Origin of the sequence: Streptomyces sp. NBC_00859, assembly GCF_045161865.1 — a bacterium.
Lineage (GTDB): Bacteria > Actinomycetota > Actinomycetes > Streptomycetales > Streptomycetaceae > Streptomyces.
In genome coordinates, this window is sequence record NZ_CP108826.1 from 2,849,660 (window position 1) to 2,865,278 (window position 15,619).

At 71.3% G+C, this 15,619-nt stretch carries 16 protein-coding genes; 6 read left to right on the plus strand and 10 right to left on the minus strand.

The annotated features are described in order from the left end of the window. Nucleotides 1-58: 58 nt before the first annotated feature. The 3 genes from OG584_RS12055 to OG584_RS12065 all read right to left on the minus strand — a co-directional run bounded on the left by OG584_RS12055 (nt 59) and on the right by OG584_RS12065 (nt 2,644). Nucleotides 59-619 (minus strand): DinB family protein, encoded by a 561-nt coding sequence (locus tag OG584_RS12055; RefSeq protein ID WP_405777824.1) that lies wholly within the window; start codon nt 617-619, stop codon nt 59-61. Between the two features lie 175 nt (nt 620-794). Beyond that, nucleotides 795-2,063, minus strand: a complete 1,269-nt coding sequence (locus OG584_RS12060; protein ID WP_405777826.1) for an Ig-like domain-containing protein — start codon at nt 2,061-2,063, stop codon at nt 795-797. Between the two features lie 224 nt (nt 2,064-2,287). Continuing rightward, nucleotides 2,288-2,644 (minus strand): hypothetical protein, encoded by a 357-nt coding sequence (locus OG584_RS12065; RefSeq protein ID WP_405777828.1) that lies wholly within the window; start codon nt 2,642-2,644, stop codon nt 2,288-2,290. A gap of 112 nt (nt 2,645-2,756) precedes the next feature. Here OG584_RS12065 and OG584_RS12070 point away from each other — a divergent pair, with 112 nt between their 5' ends. Continuing rightward, nucleotides 2,757-3,011, plus strand: a complete 255-nt coding sequence (locus OG584_RS12070) for a hypothetical protein (RefSeq protein WP_405777830.1) — start codon at nt 2,757-2,759, stop codon at nt 3,009-3,011. Between the two features lie 98 nt (nt 3,012-3,109). Here the strand turns inward: OG584_RS12070 and hutH are convergent, their stop codons facing one another. From hutH to OG584_RS12095, 5 genes are all read right to left on the minus strand, one after another. Then, nucleotides 3,110-4,666 carry a histidine ammonia-lyase gene (hutH, locus tag OG584_RS12075; RefSeq protein ID WP_405784013.1) on the minus strand — a complete coding sequence of 519 codons (1,557 nt, stop codon included), beginning with the start codon at nt 4,664-4,666 and terminating at the stop codon, nt 3,110-3,112. Between the two features lie 122 nt (nt 4,667-4,788). Then, entirely contained in the window at nt 4,789-5,919 is a 1,131-nt protein-coding gene (locus OG584_RS12080; RefSeq protein ID WP_405777832.1) for a diguanylate cyclase domain-containing protein, read from the minus strand. A gap of 88 nt (nt 5,920-6,007) precedes the next feature. After that, nucleotides 6,008-6,832 carry an enoyl-CoA hydratase/isomerase family protein gene (locus tag OG584_RS12085; RefSeq protein WP_405777834.1) on the minus strand — a complete coding sequence of 275 codons (825 nt, stop codon included), beginning with the start codon at nt 6,830-6,832 and terminating at the stop codon, nt 6,008-6,010. 110 nt (nt 6,833-6,942) lie between these two features. Beyond that, on the minus strand, nt 6,943-8,106 hold the full coding sequence (locus tag OG584_RS12090; protein ID WP_405777836.1) for an adenylate/guanylate cyclase domain-containing protein: 1,164 nt from the start codon (nt 8,104-8,106) through the stop codon (nt 6,943-6,945). 169 nt (nt 8,107-8,275) lie between these two features. Continuing rightward, nucleotides 8,276-9,166 carry a biotin--[acetyl-CoA-carboxylase] ligase gene (locus tag OG584_RS12095; RefSeq protein ID WP_405777838.1) on the minus strand — a complete coding sequence of 297 codons (891 nt, stop codon included), beginning with the start codon at nt 9,164-9,166 and terminating at the stop codon, nt 8,276-8,278. A 118-nt stretch (nt 9,167-9,284) separates the two neighbouring features. On the opposite strand from OG584_RS12095, the gene OG584_RS12100 reads away from it, so the two are divergent. After that, the gene (locus tag OG584_RS12100) at nt 9,285-10,868 is read left to right on the plus strand and encodes an acyl-CoA carboxylase subunit beta (RefSeq protein WP_405777840.1); all 1,584 of its coding nucleotides are present in this window, start codon (nt 9,285-9,287) and stop codon (nt 10,866-10,868) included. 33 nt (nt 10,869-10,901) lie between these two features. Next, on the plus strand, nt 10,902-11,108 hold the full coding sequence (locus tag OG584_RS12105; protein WP_405777842.1) for an acyl-CoA carboxylase epsilon subunit: 207 nt from the start codon (nt 10,902-10,904) through the stop codon (nt 11,106-11,108). Here the strand turns inward: OG584_RS12105 and OG584_RS12110 are convergent. After that, nucleotides 11,093-12,394, minus strand: a complete 1,302-nt coding sequence (locus tag OG584_RS12110) for an SGNH/GDSL hydrolase family protein (RefSeq protein ID WP_405777843.1) — start codon at nt 12,392-12,394, stop codon at nt 11,093-11,095. The two genes, OG584_RS12105 and OG584_RS12110, sit on opposite strands and share 16 nt — an antisense overlap. Before the next feature lie 74 nt (nt 12,395-12,468). On the opposite strand from OG584_RS12110, the gene OG584_RS12115 reads away from it, so the two are divergent. Then, nucleotides 12,469-13,116 (plus strand): TetR/AcrR family transcriptional regulator, encoded by a 648-nt coding sequence (locus OG584_RS12115; protein ID WP_405777846.1) that lies wholly within the window; start codon nt 12,469-12,471, stop codon nt 13,114-13,116. A 26-nt stretch (nt 13,117-13,142) separates the two neighbouring features. On the opposite strand, the gene OG584_RS12120 is transcribed toward OG584_RS12115, so the two are convergent. Next, the gene (locus OG584_RS12120) at nt 13,143-14,549 is read right to left on the minus strand and encodes an amidohydrolase family protein (RefSeq protein ID WP_405777848.1); all 1,407 of its coding nucleotides are present in this window, start codon (nt 14,547-14,549) and stop codon (nt 13,143-13,145) included. 258 nt (nt 14,550-14,807) lie between these two features. Between OG584_RS12120 and mmpB the strand changes: the two genes are divergently transcribed. Beyond that, nucleotides 14,808-14,936: a morphogenic membrane protein MmpB gene (mmpB, locus tag OG584_RS12125; RefSeq protein ID WP_356828410.1), complete on the plus strand. Its 129-nt coding sequence runs from the start codon at nt 14,808-14,810 to the stop codon at nt 14,934-14,936. A 52-nt stretch (nt 14,937-14,988) separates the two neighbouring features. Further along, complete coding sequence (locus OG584_RS12130) at nt 14,989-15,591, plus strand: nucleoside triphosphate pyrophosphatase (protein ID WP_405777850.1); 603 nt, start codon at nt 14,989-14,991, stop codon at nt 15,589-15,591. Nucleotides 15,592-15,619: the final 28 nt, after the last annotated feature.

Here is a 15,619-nt window from a genome sequence, read left to right on the forward strand (position 1 = left end):
GGAGGGTGCGAGGCCCGTCGCGCGGCGGCGCCGCGGGACCGGCCTCGCCCGTCGCGGGTCAGCCCATGCTCTTGGACCCGTCCAGCGACTCGCGGAGGATGTCGGCGTGGCCGGCGTGCTGAGCGGTCTCGGCGATGACGTGCATCAGCACCCGGCGGGCCGACCACCGCGCACCGGGCTCGAACCACGGAGCCTTCGGCAGCGGGTGGGAAACGCCCAGGTCGGGCAGGGCGGTGACCAGTCCGTCGGTCCGGTCCGCCGTCTCGGCGTAGGCGGCCAGCACCCCTGCGAGCGTCTCGCCGGGCAGCAGCCGGAATTCGTCGGCCCGCCGGGACCAGTCCTCCTCGGTCATGGCCGCGAAGTCCTTCATCGCCGAGGGACCGTTCCGGATGAAGTCCGCCCAGTTCCGCTCGACCGCGGCGACGTGCTTGATGATGCCGCCCAGGCACAGCTCACCGGCGGTGGTCCGCAGTGCGGCCTGCTCGTCGGTGAGGTCCCGGGTGGTGAAGCGCAGGGAGCGCCGCTGCGCGGCCAGCATCTCCAGGAGGTCGGCGCGCTCTCCGGTGACGGCCGGGTGCCCGGTCAGGTCGCGGGCCGCCGCGGGCTCATTGGCGATCATGGTGTCTGCCTCCTGTTGTTCCTGTTTCACCGGTCGGGGAACACGCTAGAGGCCATGTAGGACGCCGGTTGGCCTGTATCCCGTACGCATCGGACACGGATCACGAACGGCGGCCCGTCCACAAGGGACGGGCCGCCGTCGGTGCGGGGATCGGGTGGGCTCGCGCCCGGTCCGGTCAGGCCTGCGAACCGGCCTTCCAGGCCGACCAGTTCATGTTCCAGCCGTTGAGGCCGTTGTCGGGCTGGACCGTCTTGTCGTGCGAGTTCTTCACTACGACCACGTCACCGGTGATCGAGTGGTTGTAGAACCACGCGGCCGAGGTGTTCGGGTCGTTGGCGCCCTTGGTGTCGGAGAGTCCGACACAGCCGTGGCTGGTGTTCGCCGAGCCGAAGACCGACTTGGCACCCCAGTAGTTGCCGTGGATGAAGGTGCCGGAGCTGGACAGCCGCATGGCGTGCGGGACGTCCTTGATGTCGTACTCGCCCTTGCCGTCCGCGTTGGTGAAGCCGACCGTCGAGCCGTCCATCCGGGTCTGCTTGTACTTCTCCGAGATCACCATCTGGCCGTTGTACGTGGTGTGCTCGGGGGAGCCGGCGGAGATCGGGATGGTCCTGATCGTCCTGCCGTCCTGCATGACCTTCATCGTGTGCGCGGCGGCGTCCACGACGGAGACCTGGTTGCGGCCTACCTTGAAGCTGACGGTCTTGTCCTGGACGCCGGTGACGCCGCTGGCGCCCTCGACACCGTCCAGGGCCAGCTTCATGGTGACGGTGGACCCGCCCTTCCAGTACTGCTCGGGCCGGAGGTCGAGGCGCGTGGAGCTGAACCAGTGGCCGACGACCTCCTGGCCGCTGCTCGACGTCACCTTGACGGCGTCCTCGACGGCCTTCTTGTTGGTGATCGGCTTGTCGAAGTTGATCGAGACCGGCATACCGACCCCGACCGTCGACCCGTCCTCGGGCGTGAAGTTGCCGATGAAGCTGTGCGCGGGCGAGACCGTCGTGAACGACGAGTTCTCGTGGGCCTGACGGCCCTTGGCGTCCTTGGCCGTGACAGCGATCTTGTACGTGGTCGAACGTTCGAGCGGGGCGTCCGGCTTCCAGCTGGCGCCGTCGGCCGAGATGGTGCCCTTGACCGCCTTGCCCGTCGTGCTGGTCATCGCGACCTGGGTCAGCTTGCCCGAGCTGACGGCGACCTTGGCGTCCTTGTTGATGCCCGCGTTGTCGGCGCCGCTCTTGGGGGTGATCGCTATTCGGGCGTCCGACGTGTCCTTCGCCGCCGCCTCGTCGACCGCGCTCTGCGAGGACTTCTTCGCGCTGTCCGAGCCGCCGGCATTGCTGTCGCCACCACTGCAGGCCGACAGCACCAGTACGCCGCCCAGCAGAGCGGACGCAGCCATCAGGCTCTTGCGCCGCCTACTTTCCGTCATCACACGCTTCTCCATCGTTGCCGAATACCCCGAAAATCCCCGAGCAGGTCACCTTCGCGCGCCGTGACGTGTGCCCGCACTGCTCTTTAAGAACATCTGTACCGAACTGTCGGTTCCACATTCGGTGAAGATGTGTGGAACAACACGTGCCGCTCCGGAAGCCCCGGCTCCCGGAGTGCTCCGTGCGCACTCCGGGTCGCCGTTCCGTCACTCCGCGAACTCCTTGTCACGCACCGGAGTTACGGTGTCACTTCCGCTTCGCCGCCCGGCTCATCCTCCTCGTCCAGGTCCCATTCGAGCGAATCGGGGTCGTAGTCGATCTGTTCGCTCGACCACCCGGCCTGAACGAGTTCGACCCCCGGCACCTCGCCGAGCAGGTCGAGCGGGTCCACCAGGTGGGCGACCGCTTCTGCAGCGTCTTCCCTGACGGCTGCCTCGGCATGCGTACGGTCCTCGCCGAGCATGCCGGGCTGCACCCCCTCCGCGTCGTCCGCGATCCGTTCGAGCGCGGCCTCGCAGAGCGCCGGGGCGTCATGCACCTCCAGCACCAATTCCACCTTGAGTCGCACATAGCGGGATGTTTCTTCGTTGGTCATGCGACGGAGCGTAAGGCTCCTGACGTCCGCGGCTTTCCTGCGACCCGCTGCTTTCACTAGCATCAGCGCGCAGGGGGTCCAATTCGGGTTTGCAGTAAGGGAGATCGATCCTGTGTCAGCTCGCCGACCACTGTTGACCGCCGCCTCGGCGGGGGCTCTGCTCTGCGCTCTGTGGTTCGTCCCGTCGGCGAACGCCAGCAGTGGCCCGCACTCCGGTGATCCCGCACACGCGCAGCGGCACGCCGCCGCGCTTCCGGCGGCCGGCGGACATCCGGACACCACCAGGTACGTGGTGGGCGGTTCGGTGTTCCTGGGGCTCGGCGCGGTCTCCGTCGCGTTCACCGGACGCCGGTCCCACACCGGCTGAGCCGGACTCCGTACGGGGCTGACGGCCGGGCGGGCAGACACCGCCCGGACCGGGCCGCCAGGATGTTTCCCGGCGGCCGGGCCCAGGGCGCGCGTCCGTCAGTCCAGCGGCCCTGTCACTGTCTCCGCGGCCCTGACCAGCCCACCGTCCCGGACGAAGGCGTCGGCCGCCGCCAGATCGGGGGCGAGGAACCGGTCGGGTCCCGGGCCCTCGACACCGGCCAGGCGCACGGCCTCGATCACCGCGCTGCTGGCGGGGGCGGGCGCGAGCCCGGCGCGCAGCTCGATGGCGCGGGTTGCCGCGTACAGCTCGATCGCGACGATCCGGGTGAGGTTGTCGACCGCGGTCCGCAGTTTGCGCGCGCTCGACCAGCCCATCGAGACGTGGTCCTCCTGCATGGCGGACGACGGGATCGAGTCGGTGGAGGCGGGGACCGCGAGCCGCTTCATCTCGCTCACCAGCGCGGCCTGGGTGTACTGGGCGATCATCAGGCCCGAGTCGACACCGGCGTCGTCGGCGAGGAAGGGCGGCAGCCCGTGCGAACGGTTCTTGTCGAGCAGCCGGTCGGTACGGCGCTCCGCGATGGAGCCCAGGTCGGCCGCGGCGATGGCCAGGAAGTCCAGGACGTACGCGACGGGCGCGCCGTGGAAATTCCCGTTGGACTCCACCCGGCCTCCCCCGGCGCCGCCGTCACCGGGGAGCACCACCGGGTTGTCGACGGCCGCTGCCAGCTCGCGCCCGGCGACCGTACGGGCGTGCGCGAGCGTGTCCCGGCCCGCGCCCGCGACCTGCGGGGCGCAGCGCACCGAGTAGGCGTCCTGGACGCGGGGCGCGTCGTCCTGGTGGTGCCCGGTGAGACCGGAACCGGCGAGGACCTTCAGCATGTTGGCGGCGGCGGCGCCCTGGCCCGGGTGCGGGCGGATCGCGTGCAGTTCGGCGGCGAGGACCTTGTCCGTGCCGAGCAGCGCTTCCAGCGACAGGGCCGCGGTGATGTCGGCCGATGTGTAGAGCTTCTGCAGGTCGGCGAGGGCCATGATCAGCATGCCGAGCATGCCGTCGGTGCCGTTGAGGAGGGCGAGGCCCTCCTTCTCGCGGAGTTCGACCGGGGCGATTCCGGCGTCGGCGAGCAGTTCGGCGGCGGGGCGCACGGTGCCGTCGGGGCCCTCCGCGTCGCCTTCGCCGATCAGGGTGAGTGCGCAGTGGGAGAGCGGGGCCAGGTCTCCGGAGCAGCCGAGTGAGCCGTACTCGTGCACCACCGGGGTGATTCCGGCGTTCAGGATGTCCGCCATGGTCTGCGCGACCTCGGGCCGCACACCGGTGTGACCGGAGCACACGGTCTTGAGCCGCAGGAACATCAGCGCCCGCACGACCTCGCGCTCCACCCGGGGGCCCATGCCCGCGGCGTGCGAGCGCACGATGTTGCGCTGCAGCTGGGCGCGGAGCTCGGGGCTGATGTGCCGGGAGGCGAGCGCGCCGAAGCCGGTGGAGACGCCGTACACCGGCTCGGGCTTGGCAGCCAGCGCGTCCACGATCTCGCGGGCGGCGGCGAGGGCGGTGAGGGCCTCGGCGGAGAGCTCGATACGGGCGTCACCGCGGGCCACCGCGAGGACGTCCTCCGCGGTGGTGCCGGACGTTCCCACCACGACTGTATGCATATCCATATTCAGAAGCCTACGTACTGAATCTCAAACTGTCACTACCGATGGCGGGGTGGGACCCTTACGCGGGTGGAACCCGCCCCACCCAGGGACGGGCCCCCGCACACCACCCCCCGCGCCTACCCGCGCTTCCCCCGCACCCGACGCCGGTCACCGGACGCCGGAGGCGTGTCGGCCAGCCGCATCACGGCACTGTCCCGGCCCGCCACCACCGGCTTCGACGACCGGGCCGCCTTCGCGCGGTACTGCGCGGCGTCCGCCAGCCGGAACAGCCGGCGGGCGGACTTCAGCGGCCCGATCGGATCCCCCGTGGACGCGACCCCGCAGGCCACCCCGTCGCCCAGCTCCAGCTCGGCAGCCCGTACACAGAGTTCGTCCGCGACCGCTATCACCTCGTCCGCCGACGGCCCCACGGAGAGCAGACAGAACTCGTCACCGCCGAGCCGCGCCGCCAGCGCGCCGGGCAGCATCGCCCCGCAGACCGAGAGGACCGAGCCGAACCGTTCCAGGAGCCGGTCGCCGACCGCGTGGCCATGGGTGTCGTTGACCTGCTTCAGACCGTTGAGGTCGCAGACCATCAGACTGACGGCCGTCCCGTCGGCCAGGAACCGCTCCACCGCCGCATCGAGCCCGATGTCCACCGCGCGCCGGTTGGCGAGCCCGGTCAGCGGGTCGGTGAAGGCCAGCTTCCTGACCTCCTCCAGCCGCTCGGTCTGCGCGAGCCCGGCGGCCACCACCGCGGCCAGCACCGTGGCGAAGTCCGCGTCACCCCGGTCGAAGACGGGCATCCCCACCGGCCTGGCCACGTACAGCTCGCCCCATGCCCGGCCGCGCAGCACTATCGGGGCCACCACACAGCTGCCGCGCCCCCGCCTGCGCAGCGCGGCCACCCGCTGATGGCAGTAGCCCGCCGAGCCCTCGGCGGGGCCGTCCGCCGTCTCGACCCAGGCGTTGGGCTCACCGCCACTGGCCCACCGCTCGTGCAGGAATTCGGTGATCTCCGGGAAGTGGTTGACCGGATAGGTCTCGGCGTCGGGAAACTCGGCCTCGTCCTCGACCCGCTCCCCCACATTGGCGAGCACCTTGAGCCGGCCCAGCTCCCGCTCCCAGACCGAGAGCGCGGCGAAACTGCCGCCCAGCGCCTCACACGCGCCGAGCGTCGCCGCCCGCCAGGACGCACGCGGGGTGTGCGCCGACGCCATGGCCTGCGCCAGCGTCACCACGGCCCGCAGCCGCACATCGTCACCCATTGCTTCAGCTTAGGGAGGATGTGCGGCTTTTGAGCAGTTATAGGTTACGGACGGTGACATGAGGGCGTACGGGCCCGCCCTGCCGCCGTCACTCCCCCGGCCACTGCGGCTTCCGCTTCTCGTTGAACGCCGCCACACCCTCCGCCCGGTCCCCGGAGAAGGCCACCGAACGCCAGGCAGCGTCCTCGACCTCCAGGCCGGCCCGCAGGTCGAGCCCCTGTCCCAGCCGCAGCGCCCGCTTGGCCGCCCGCAGCCCGACCGGCGAGTTCGCCGCGATCCGGCCCGCCAGCTCCAGCGCCCCGGTCCTGGCGTCGTCGGCCAGGATGTCCACGAGACCCAGCTCCCGCGCCTCGGCCGACTCCACCCGCCGCGCGCTGAACACCAGCTCGGCCGCGCGCGCCGCGCCGACCCGGCGCGGCAGCAGCTGCGTTCCGCCACCGCCGGGGATCACGCCGACGGACACCTCGGGCAGCCCGACCACGGCCGTCCGGTCGGCGACGATCAGGTCGCAGGCCAGCGCCAGCTCGAACCCGCCGCCCAGCGCGAAGCCGTGCACGGCCGCCACGGTGGGCATGGGCAGCTCCAGTACGCCGGTGTACGCGGCGCGTGCCGTGGGGCGCTGTCGCACCAGTTCGGCGTCCGTGAGGGAGTTGCGCTCCTTGAGGTCGGCGCCCACACAGAAGGCCCGGTCGTGGGTGGAGGTCACCACCACGGTCCGTGCCGCCGGGTCCGCCGCAAGCGCGTCGCAGGCCGCCGCGATCGACCGCGCCATCTCCGTCGACACGGCGTTCATCGCCTTGGGCCGGTCCAGGACCAGCTCGGCGACGTGGCCGTGCCGGCGAACCGCGACGTACTCCCCGAACCGCCGCTCGTCCGCGGCGCCCGTTCCAGCATCTGAGATATCTGAGGTCATCCGCGCACGATAGCCAGCCGAGTGGCCGGGCGTCAGCCCCCGGCCCGTGACCCGCGCTCAGCCGCGCACGCCGCCCCTGGATCACGCCGGAGCGCGCCACCCCGCCCGCGTCATGTCGTACGGCGGGTGAGCAGCCACGGTTCGACCACGCCGAGCCCACGCACCGGCCGCTGCCACATCGGCTGGAGGGCGAATCGGTAGGCGGGCGGGGCATCGCCGCTCTTCTCGGCGCGCTCGGCCTCGGCCGCCGCCTCCGACTCGGAGACCGGGGCGTCGCCGTGGCGTCCCAGCTCCTCGGCGAGCGCGCCGTCCACCAGGACCGTGTCCTTGGGCGCTATCGAGGTGAGCCGGGACGCCAGGTTCACCGTCGTGCCGAACACGTCGCCCATCCGGGTCGTGACGGTGCCGAAGGCGATACCGACCCGCAGTTCCGGCATGGTCTCGTCGTTGCTCATGGTCTCGATGAGCCGCAGGGCGATCTCGGCCGCCGTACCCGCGTCGTCCGCCGCGTACAGCACCTCGTCGCCGAGTGTCTTGATGAGCCGGCCGCCGTGCGCGGCGACCAGGTCCGCGCAGGTCGTCTCGAAGGCCTCGACCAGCTCGCCCAGTTCCTCCTCCTCCAGGCGCCGGGTCAGCCGGGTGAAGCCGACGAGGTCGGCGAAGCCCACGGCGAGCCTGCGGTCGACCATCTCCTCGTCGTCCGCCGCCTGGACGACGCGCCCGGTGGCCGCCGCCAGCTGGCGCCGCCACACATAGCGCAGGAACTCCTCCAGCTCCGGGAGCAGCAGCTCCACCAGCGGATACGTGACTTCGGTGCGGGTCATGCCCGGCTCGGGCGGCTCGGTGAGGCCGGCCAGGAAGGAGTCGATCTGCCACTCGGCGAGCCGGGCGGTGGTCTGGCCGGTGGACCGGGCGACCTGCACGGCCATCGGCTCGCTCAGCAGGCCCGCCTCGACGAGCCCGGCGAGGCGGCGCAGGGCCAGCACGTCCGCCTCGGTGAGCGCCTTGGCCTGGCCGATGTCCGGGAAGCCCATCGCCCGCCAGAAGCGGGAGGCCAGTTCCATCGAGACACCGGCCGTACGCGCGGCCTGGAAAGGGGTGTAGCGGCGGTCGGCGCCGAGGATCAGCTGTTCGAGACGGATCGCGAGCGGATCGTTGGTCGGCTCCGCGGTGTGATCGACCTCATGGTGGGGGGTGCGGTACGGAGAAGAAGGGGGCTCCTCGTCCGCGCCCGACGAGATGTTGTCGACGGTCACCTGCCGCCTCCTGCCCATTCCCTGCGCACTGCCCTGCCGATCTGGCCGACGTCCCGTGCTGATCTGCTGCGGATCGCCTCAACCATACGGCAGGTGTGCCGTACCTCACGTGCCCGCGACACCGCAGCCGCGTTCGGCGACCGCCCGCCCGCGGCCCCCGGCCGGTCCCGGACCCGACGCACAGGTCTCAGACCGGGCGCAGATGCACGATGTCGCCCGCACCGACGGGCTGGACCCCGGCCTCCGTGGCGAGCACCAGGCGGCCGTCCCCGTCGACCGCGACGGCCTCTCCGGTCATCGATGTGCCGCCGGGCAGCTCGGCCCGCACCGTGCGGCCCAGCGTCGAGCATCCCGCCGCGTACGCCTCCTGGAGCCGGGAGGCGGCCGGGTCGCCGCCCGCGGCGCGCCAGTCGCCGTACCACTGCTCCAGCGAACGCAGCACCGACCGGAGCAGCGGGTCACGGTCGGTGGAGACCGCGCCGGCGAGTGCGAGGGAGCCCGCGGTGGGGACCGGCAGCTCCTCCTCGCGGAGCGAGACATTGAGGCCGACGCCGATCACGACCGCGCCGTCAGCGGTGCGTTCGGCGAGGATGCCGCCCGCCTTGCGCTCCTCGCCGGACGGGGCCTCCCCCGGACGGAGCCTGCCGGAGTCCTGGGGGACCTTGACGAGCAGGTCGTTCGGCCACTTCAGCGCGGTGTCGACGCCCGCCGACCGGGACAGGCCGCCGGCCACCGCGACCCCGGTGAGCAGCGGAAGCCACCCCCAGCGTTCGGCCGGGACCCCGTCGCCCGGCCGCAGAAGCACGGAGAAGAAGAGCCCGGAGCGCGCGGGCGCGGACCAGCTGCGGTCCAGCCGCCCGCGTCCCGCGCTCTGTTCCTCGGCGACCAGCACCGCGCCCTCGTCGAGTCCGGCGGCCCGCCCCACGAGGTCGGAGTTGGTGGACCCGGTGGTGGTGACCACGTCGAGTGAGGTCCACAGGGAGCCCGGCCGCACCAGCGCGCGGCGCAGGGACGTTACGTTCAGCGGCGGGCGCTCCAGATCCGACCAGCGGTTGTCAGGTACATCGGATGACGTCATGCAACCCACAGTAGGTGTGGCAAACGACGCACTGCCGAGGCGCACCAGCGCCGATACGCTACGTGCCAGTAGCAGAACGCCTTGCCAGACGCCTGAGCACCCAGGGAGCCGCATCCCGATGTCCGAGCCGGAAGAGATCAACGTCCACACCACCGCGGGGAAGCTCGCGGATCTCCAGCACCGCATCGAAGAGGCGACACACGCCGGTTCGGCGCGCGCGGTGGAGAAGCAGCATGCCAAGGGCAAGCTGACAGCCCGTGAGCGGGTGGAACTGCTCCTCGACGAGGGGTCGTTCACCGAGCTGGACGAGTTCGCCAGGCACCGCTCCACCAACTTCGGCATCGAGAAGAACCGCCCGTACGGCGACGGCGTGGTGACCGGGTACGGCACGGTCGACGGCCGCCCGGTCTGCGTCTACTCGCAGGACTTCACCATCTTCGGCGGCTCGCTCGGCGAGGTGTACGGCGAGAAGATCGTCAAGGTCATGGACTTCGCCATGAAGACCGGCTGCCCGGTCATCGGGATCAACGACGGCGGTGGCGCCCGTATCCAGGAGGGCGTGGCCGCGCTCGGCCTGTTCGCCGAGATCTTCCGCCGCAACGTCCACGCGTCGGGGGTCATCCCGCAGATCAGCCTGATCGTCGGCCCGTGCGCGGGTGGCGCCGTGTACTCGCCCGCGATCACCGACTTCACGGTGATGGTCGACCAGACCTCGCACATGTTCATCACCGGGCCCGACGTCATCAAGACGGTCACCGGTGAGGACGTCGGCTTCGAGGAGCTGGGCGGCGCCCGTACGCACAACACCACGTCCGGTGTGGCGCACCACATGGCGGGCGACGAGAAGGACGCGATCGAGTACGTCAAGTCACTGCTCTCGTACCTCCCTTCGAACAACCTCTCCGAGGCGCCCGCCTTCCCGGAGGAGGCGGACCTGGAGACCTCGGACACCGACCGGGAGCTGGACACGCTCATCCCGGACTCCGCGAACCAGCCGTACGACATGCACACGGCCATCGAGCATGTGCTGGACGACGGTGAGTTCCTGGAGACGCAGGGGCTGTTCGCGCCGAACATCGTGACCGGTTTCGGCCGGGTCGAGGGCCATCCGGTCGGTATCGTCGCCAACCAGCCGATGCAGTTCGCGGGCTGTCTGGACATCGACGCGTCGGAGAAGGCGGCCCGGTTCGTCCGTACCTGCGACGCGTTCAACGTCCCGGTCATCACCTTCGTGGACGTACCGGGCTTCCTGCCGGGTGTCGACCAGGAGTACGGCGGCATCATCCGGCGCGGCGCCAAGCTGATCTACGCCTACGCGGAGGCCACGGTCCCGCTGATCACGGTGATCACCCGCAAGGCGTTCGGCGGCGCGTACGACGTGATGGGCTCCAAGCATCTGGGCGCCGACCTCAATGTCGCCTGGCCCACCGCGCAGATCGCGGTGATGGGCGCCCAGGGCGCGGTGAACATCCTGCACCGCCGCACCATCGCGGCCGCGGACGACGCCGAAGCCACCCGCGCCCAGCTGATCTCGGAGTACGAGGACGCCCTGCTCAACCCGTACGTCGCAGCCGAGCGCGGCTATGTCGACGCGGTGATCATGCCGTCCGAGACCCGTCGGCACATCGTGCGCGGCCTGCGTCAGCTGCGTTCGAAGCGGGAGTCGCTGCCGCCCAAGAAGCACGGCAACATTCCGCTCTAGAACCGCTTCACCGATCCAAGGAAGGGCTCGACGATGATCAAGGTCGTACGGGGAAACCCGACCCCGGAGGAGCTTGCCGCCGCGGTGGCGGTGGTCCAGGCACGCGCCGCGGCGGCAGCCGCCGCGCCGTCGGGCGCGCCGCTGCCGCCCGAGGAGTGGTCCGATCCGGCCCGCATCGCCCGTCACCGGATACAGCAGCCGGGGCCGCGGGCGTGGGCGCGTACCTACTGGCCCGGATAGCCACGGCCGGCGCTGACGGTCTCCCTGCCTGTCGCGGGTGAGGCCGTCAGCACCCCGGCCACGGTGTCGGCCATCAGCCGGTAGCCCGCGTCATTGGGGTGCAGATGGTCGCCGGAGTCGTACACCGGGTTCATCCGGTCCGCATCGGCCGGGTCGGCGAGCGCCCGGCCGAAGTCGGCGTAACCGTCGAACTCGCCGGAGGTCCTGATCCACCGGTTGACCTCCCCGCTGACCTTCGCAGCGTGGCTGCCCCAGTGGTCGGAACCCTTCAGCGGCAGCAGGGTCGCGCCGATGACCCGCAGCCCGCGCGCATGACCGGCGTGTATCAGCTCCCGGTACCCGGCGATGAGTTCGGACGACCCGATCACCGGTGACGGCTTGTACGTGGGCTGGTCCGACACCTCGCTGAAGCCGATGTCGTTGACCCCTTCGAGCACCACGACCGTGGAGACTCCGGGCTGGTCCAGCGCGTCGCGGCCGAACCGGGCGGTGGCCCGCTCGCCGTACCAGGCCGAGTCGTTGAGTACGAGGTTGCCGCCGATGCCGGCGTTGAGCACCGGGCGGCCCACACGTTCGGCGAGGGCGTCCGGGTAGCGGCGGTCGGTGCCGGGCGTCGAGCCGAAGCCGTCGGTGATGGAGTCCCCGAAGAGGACCACGCCTGCGCGCGCTCCGCCGCCGCTCACGTCGACGCCGGAGAGGTAGTACCAGGACTGGGTGGTGTCGGTGAACGGACGGCCCGATGAGTCCCGCCGGCGGTCGCCCGAGGCCCGGTAGCTGTTGGTGAAGCCCTGTGAGTGGTAAGTGGCGGGCCCGGTCGTCCCTGCCAGATAGAGGGTGACGGTCACCGACTCCAGCCGCCCGACGCGGATCGGGGCGGCGTCGCTGCGCAGCTCGCCGTGGGCCGGGACGCTCACCGACTCCCGTCCGGAGAAGGTGAGGGCGCGGGTGCTGCCACGCTGGACGGCCGCCCCCTTTCCGGCGCGGGCGATGGTGGCGCCGGTGAGGACGAGGGGAGAGGTGCCGTACAGGTTGGAGAGGCGGATACGGGCCCGGTCGCCGCCCTCCGTGACCCGGACGACCTGCCGGACGGTCTGGTGCGAGAAGCCCTCCTGCGACCAGTTGGGCGTGAATCCGGTGCTGGGCGCCTGCGGGGAAGCGGCCCAGGCGGCCGTCCAGCCGCCGCGCGGCGTCACGTTGTCGGCCCGCGCCCCCGGCGCGGTGAGGAGGGCGAGGCCCAGCAGCGCGGCGAGCGGCACGACGGCGGACCTGCGGTGGAACAGCTTCATGGCGCACTCCTGAATAGCTAACGGGTCTGTAGTTCCGTTAGGGTGGGATGACCGTAGCAGCATTCCCAGCCTTAATGGAACAGGAGTCCCGTTTGAATACGGACCAGCCCGGCACACCCGGCACCCTGCGACCCGGCGGCCGCACCGCGAAGGTCCGCGTCGCCGTACTGGAGGCGACCCGGGAAACCCTGGCCGGACAGGGCTTCCACGCCCTGAACATGGACCGCGTCGCGGCAGCGGCCGGGGTCGGCAAGACGACGGTCTACCGCCGCTGGGGCTCGTCGGCCGGCCTGGTCGCCGACCTGCTGCGGGACATGGCCGAGCAGTCCGTACCCGGAGCGGACACCGGCACCGTGGAGGGCGACCTGGGGGCGAACGCCGCCCTCGTCCTGGACACCCTCACCGACCCCCGCGCGGGCGCCGTCTTCCGGGCGGTGATCGCGGCCGCGGCCTGCGACGCGGAGTGCGCCGCCGCGCTGAACAGCTTCTACGCGACCCGGATCGGCGCCTGGGCCCCGTGCGCGGAACGGGCGGCGGCCCGCGGCGAGATCCCGGCGGACACCGACGCGGCCGAGCTGATCAGGGCCGTGTCGGCGCCGCTCTACTACCGGTTCGCGGTCAGCCACGAACCGCTCACGGCCCTCGACGCGGAACGGGCGGCGGTGGCCGCCCTGGCAGCGGCGCGGGCGGGCGCGTACCGCCGCGCGCCGTCGCAGCCGTAGCCCGCGGCCGCATGGGGGATCGCCTGTCAGGCGGCGCGTACGTGCGCCGCCGCCTCCTCTGCCGCGCGGACCACCCGCTCGGTGTCCACACCCACCAGCTCACCGCCCGATTTGCGCGCGACGCCGTCGATGAAGACGTGCGTGACGTTCGGGGGCTGACCGTTCAGCACGATCTGGCTGATCCAGTCGAAGCGCGGGGCGAAGTTGAGGGTGCCGGGGTCCAGGACGAGGACATCGGCACGCTTGCCGGGCGTCAGCGAACCGACGCTGTCCGCCATCCCGATGCACTCCGCGCCGCCCAGCGTGGCCATCCGCAGCACCGCCGGGATGGTCGGATGGATACCGGCGTCCTGATGGAGCGCCCGCTGGAGCCCGACAGCCGCCTTCATCACGTTGAACATGTCGGAGGTGTCGTTGGTGCCGCCGTCGTGACCGAGCCCGGCCTGTACACCGTGCCGGTGCAGCGCGGGCAGCGGCATGATGCCGGAGGCCAGCCGCATGTTGCTGAGCGGGCAGTGCGCCACCCGCACATCGTGGTCGCCGGCCAGCGCGATCTCGTCGTCGGTGAGGTGGATCGCGTGGTTCATCAGGAGTTCCGGACCGAAGGCGCCGACCTCGCGCAGGGCGCGGATCTGCTCGTCCTTGCGGTCGATGCTGTTCTCCAGCACATGGGAGTTGATCATCAGACCGAGATCCCGCGACACCTCGTGCAGCAGCCTCAGGTCCTTGATTCCGGACATGCCCGCATGGACCGCCACCTGCGCGGAGGCCAGCGGCAGCGGGTCCAGGAAGTCCTTCTTGACCTCCGGAATGAGATGCCGGTCCGCGCCGCTCTGGGTCATCGCGTACACGAACCGCAGCCCGGAGTCGTGCAGCGCCCGGACATAGCGCTCACTGGTGCCGTACGGGATGGGGTGCACCCAGTCCACGACGGTGGTGACGCCGGTCTGCAGTGCGTCGAGGGCCGCGAGGTGGACGAAGGCGTACATGTCCCTGGCGTCGATCTTCGGCAGCACGGTCCGGTTGCAGGCCGCCAGCCAGCCGGTGACGTCCTGGCCGGAGCAGCCGCCGCGGATGCTCGACTGCCAGAGGTGGTTGTGCACGTCGACGAAGCCGGGCAGCACGAGCTTGCCGGTGGCGTCCACCACGTGCGCGCCGTGCGGCACGTCCAGCCCCTTGCCGACAGCGGCGATCCGGCCGTCCCGCATCAGGACGTCGGCGCCGCCCTCCACCGTGCCCAGCACGCCCTCGCCGACGCCGGGGTCCATGGTGAGGACGAGATCGGCGCCGCGCAGCACGGTGGTCCCCCGCTCACCCGGTTTCCCGCCTGTCCCGCCCGCCCCGGCGGGCCGTTCGCGGCGGGCGGCCGGTAACCCGACGGCTGCCGCCAGCGGAACACTGCCCAGACCTGCGACAACACTGCGACGGCTCATTTTCGGAAAGTTCATTCCGTTTTTATACCGTGGCTCCGGCGCGGTGCGGCAAGGCGGCTTCCAGCCAAGTGACACTGAGTCAGAAATACTGTGCAATAACGGAGTTGACCGGTCCAGCAGGTTCGTTGACCGACTTTCCGGGCTTGTCGTGACCTCCGCGCCGGCCTGGCCTACGGCAGCCCCTCGCGCCCTGCTTCCGGGCAGCTTGAGTACCCGTACTCAGGCGCCAGGACCGTCCCCGGCCGCACTATCGAGTGCATGCTGTGGTCCGATCCCGAGAACAAACCGCCCAAGGAGCTGCGGGACGCGCAGGCGATGCTGCGCCGCGCCGGTCTCGTCCTCGCCGCGGCGATGGTTCTCGTGATGGCGGTACTGAGCCTGCGCTGAGCCGCCCCCCTCCGGGCGGGAGACTGCCGGGGCGCGGTCCTACGATGGCCCCATGACTGCTCAGCGCCGACTCGTACTCGGTTCCGCATCGCCCGCCCGCCTCGGTCTGCTCCGCACCGCGGGCCTGGACCCCGAGGTGATCGTCAGCGGTGTGGACGAGGACGCGATCAGTGCGCCCACCCCCGCCGAACTGGCTCTCGTACTGGCCGAGGCCAAGGCTGCGGCCGTCGCCGCCCGTGACACGGCGGCCGGCGCCCTCGTCATCGGGTGCGACTCCGTACTGGAGCTGGACGGCGAGGCCCTCGGCAAGCCCGCGGACGCCGAAGAGGCCACCGCGCGCTGGAAGTCCATGCGCGGACGCGCGGGCGTCCTGCAGACCGGTCACTGCGTCATCGACACCACGACGGGCCGCCGCGCGTCGGCCACCGCATCCACCACGGTCCGCTTCGGGGAGCCGACGGACGCCGAGGTCGCCGCGTACGTGGCGAGCGGCGAACCGCTGCACGTAGCGGGGGCGTTCACCCTCGACGGCCGCTCAGCACCGTTCATCGACTCCATCGAGGGCGACCACGGCAACGTCATCGGCCTCTCGCTGCCGCTGCTGCGCAGGCTGCTGGCCGAGCTGAACGTGTCCGTCACCGACCTGTGGGTCTGAGCCGCCGCCCCGCCAAGCCCACCGAGCC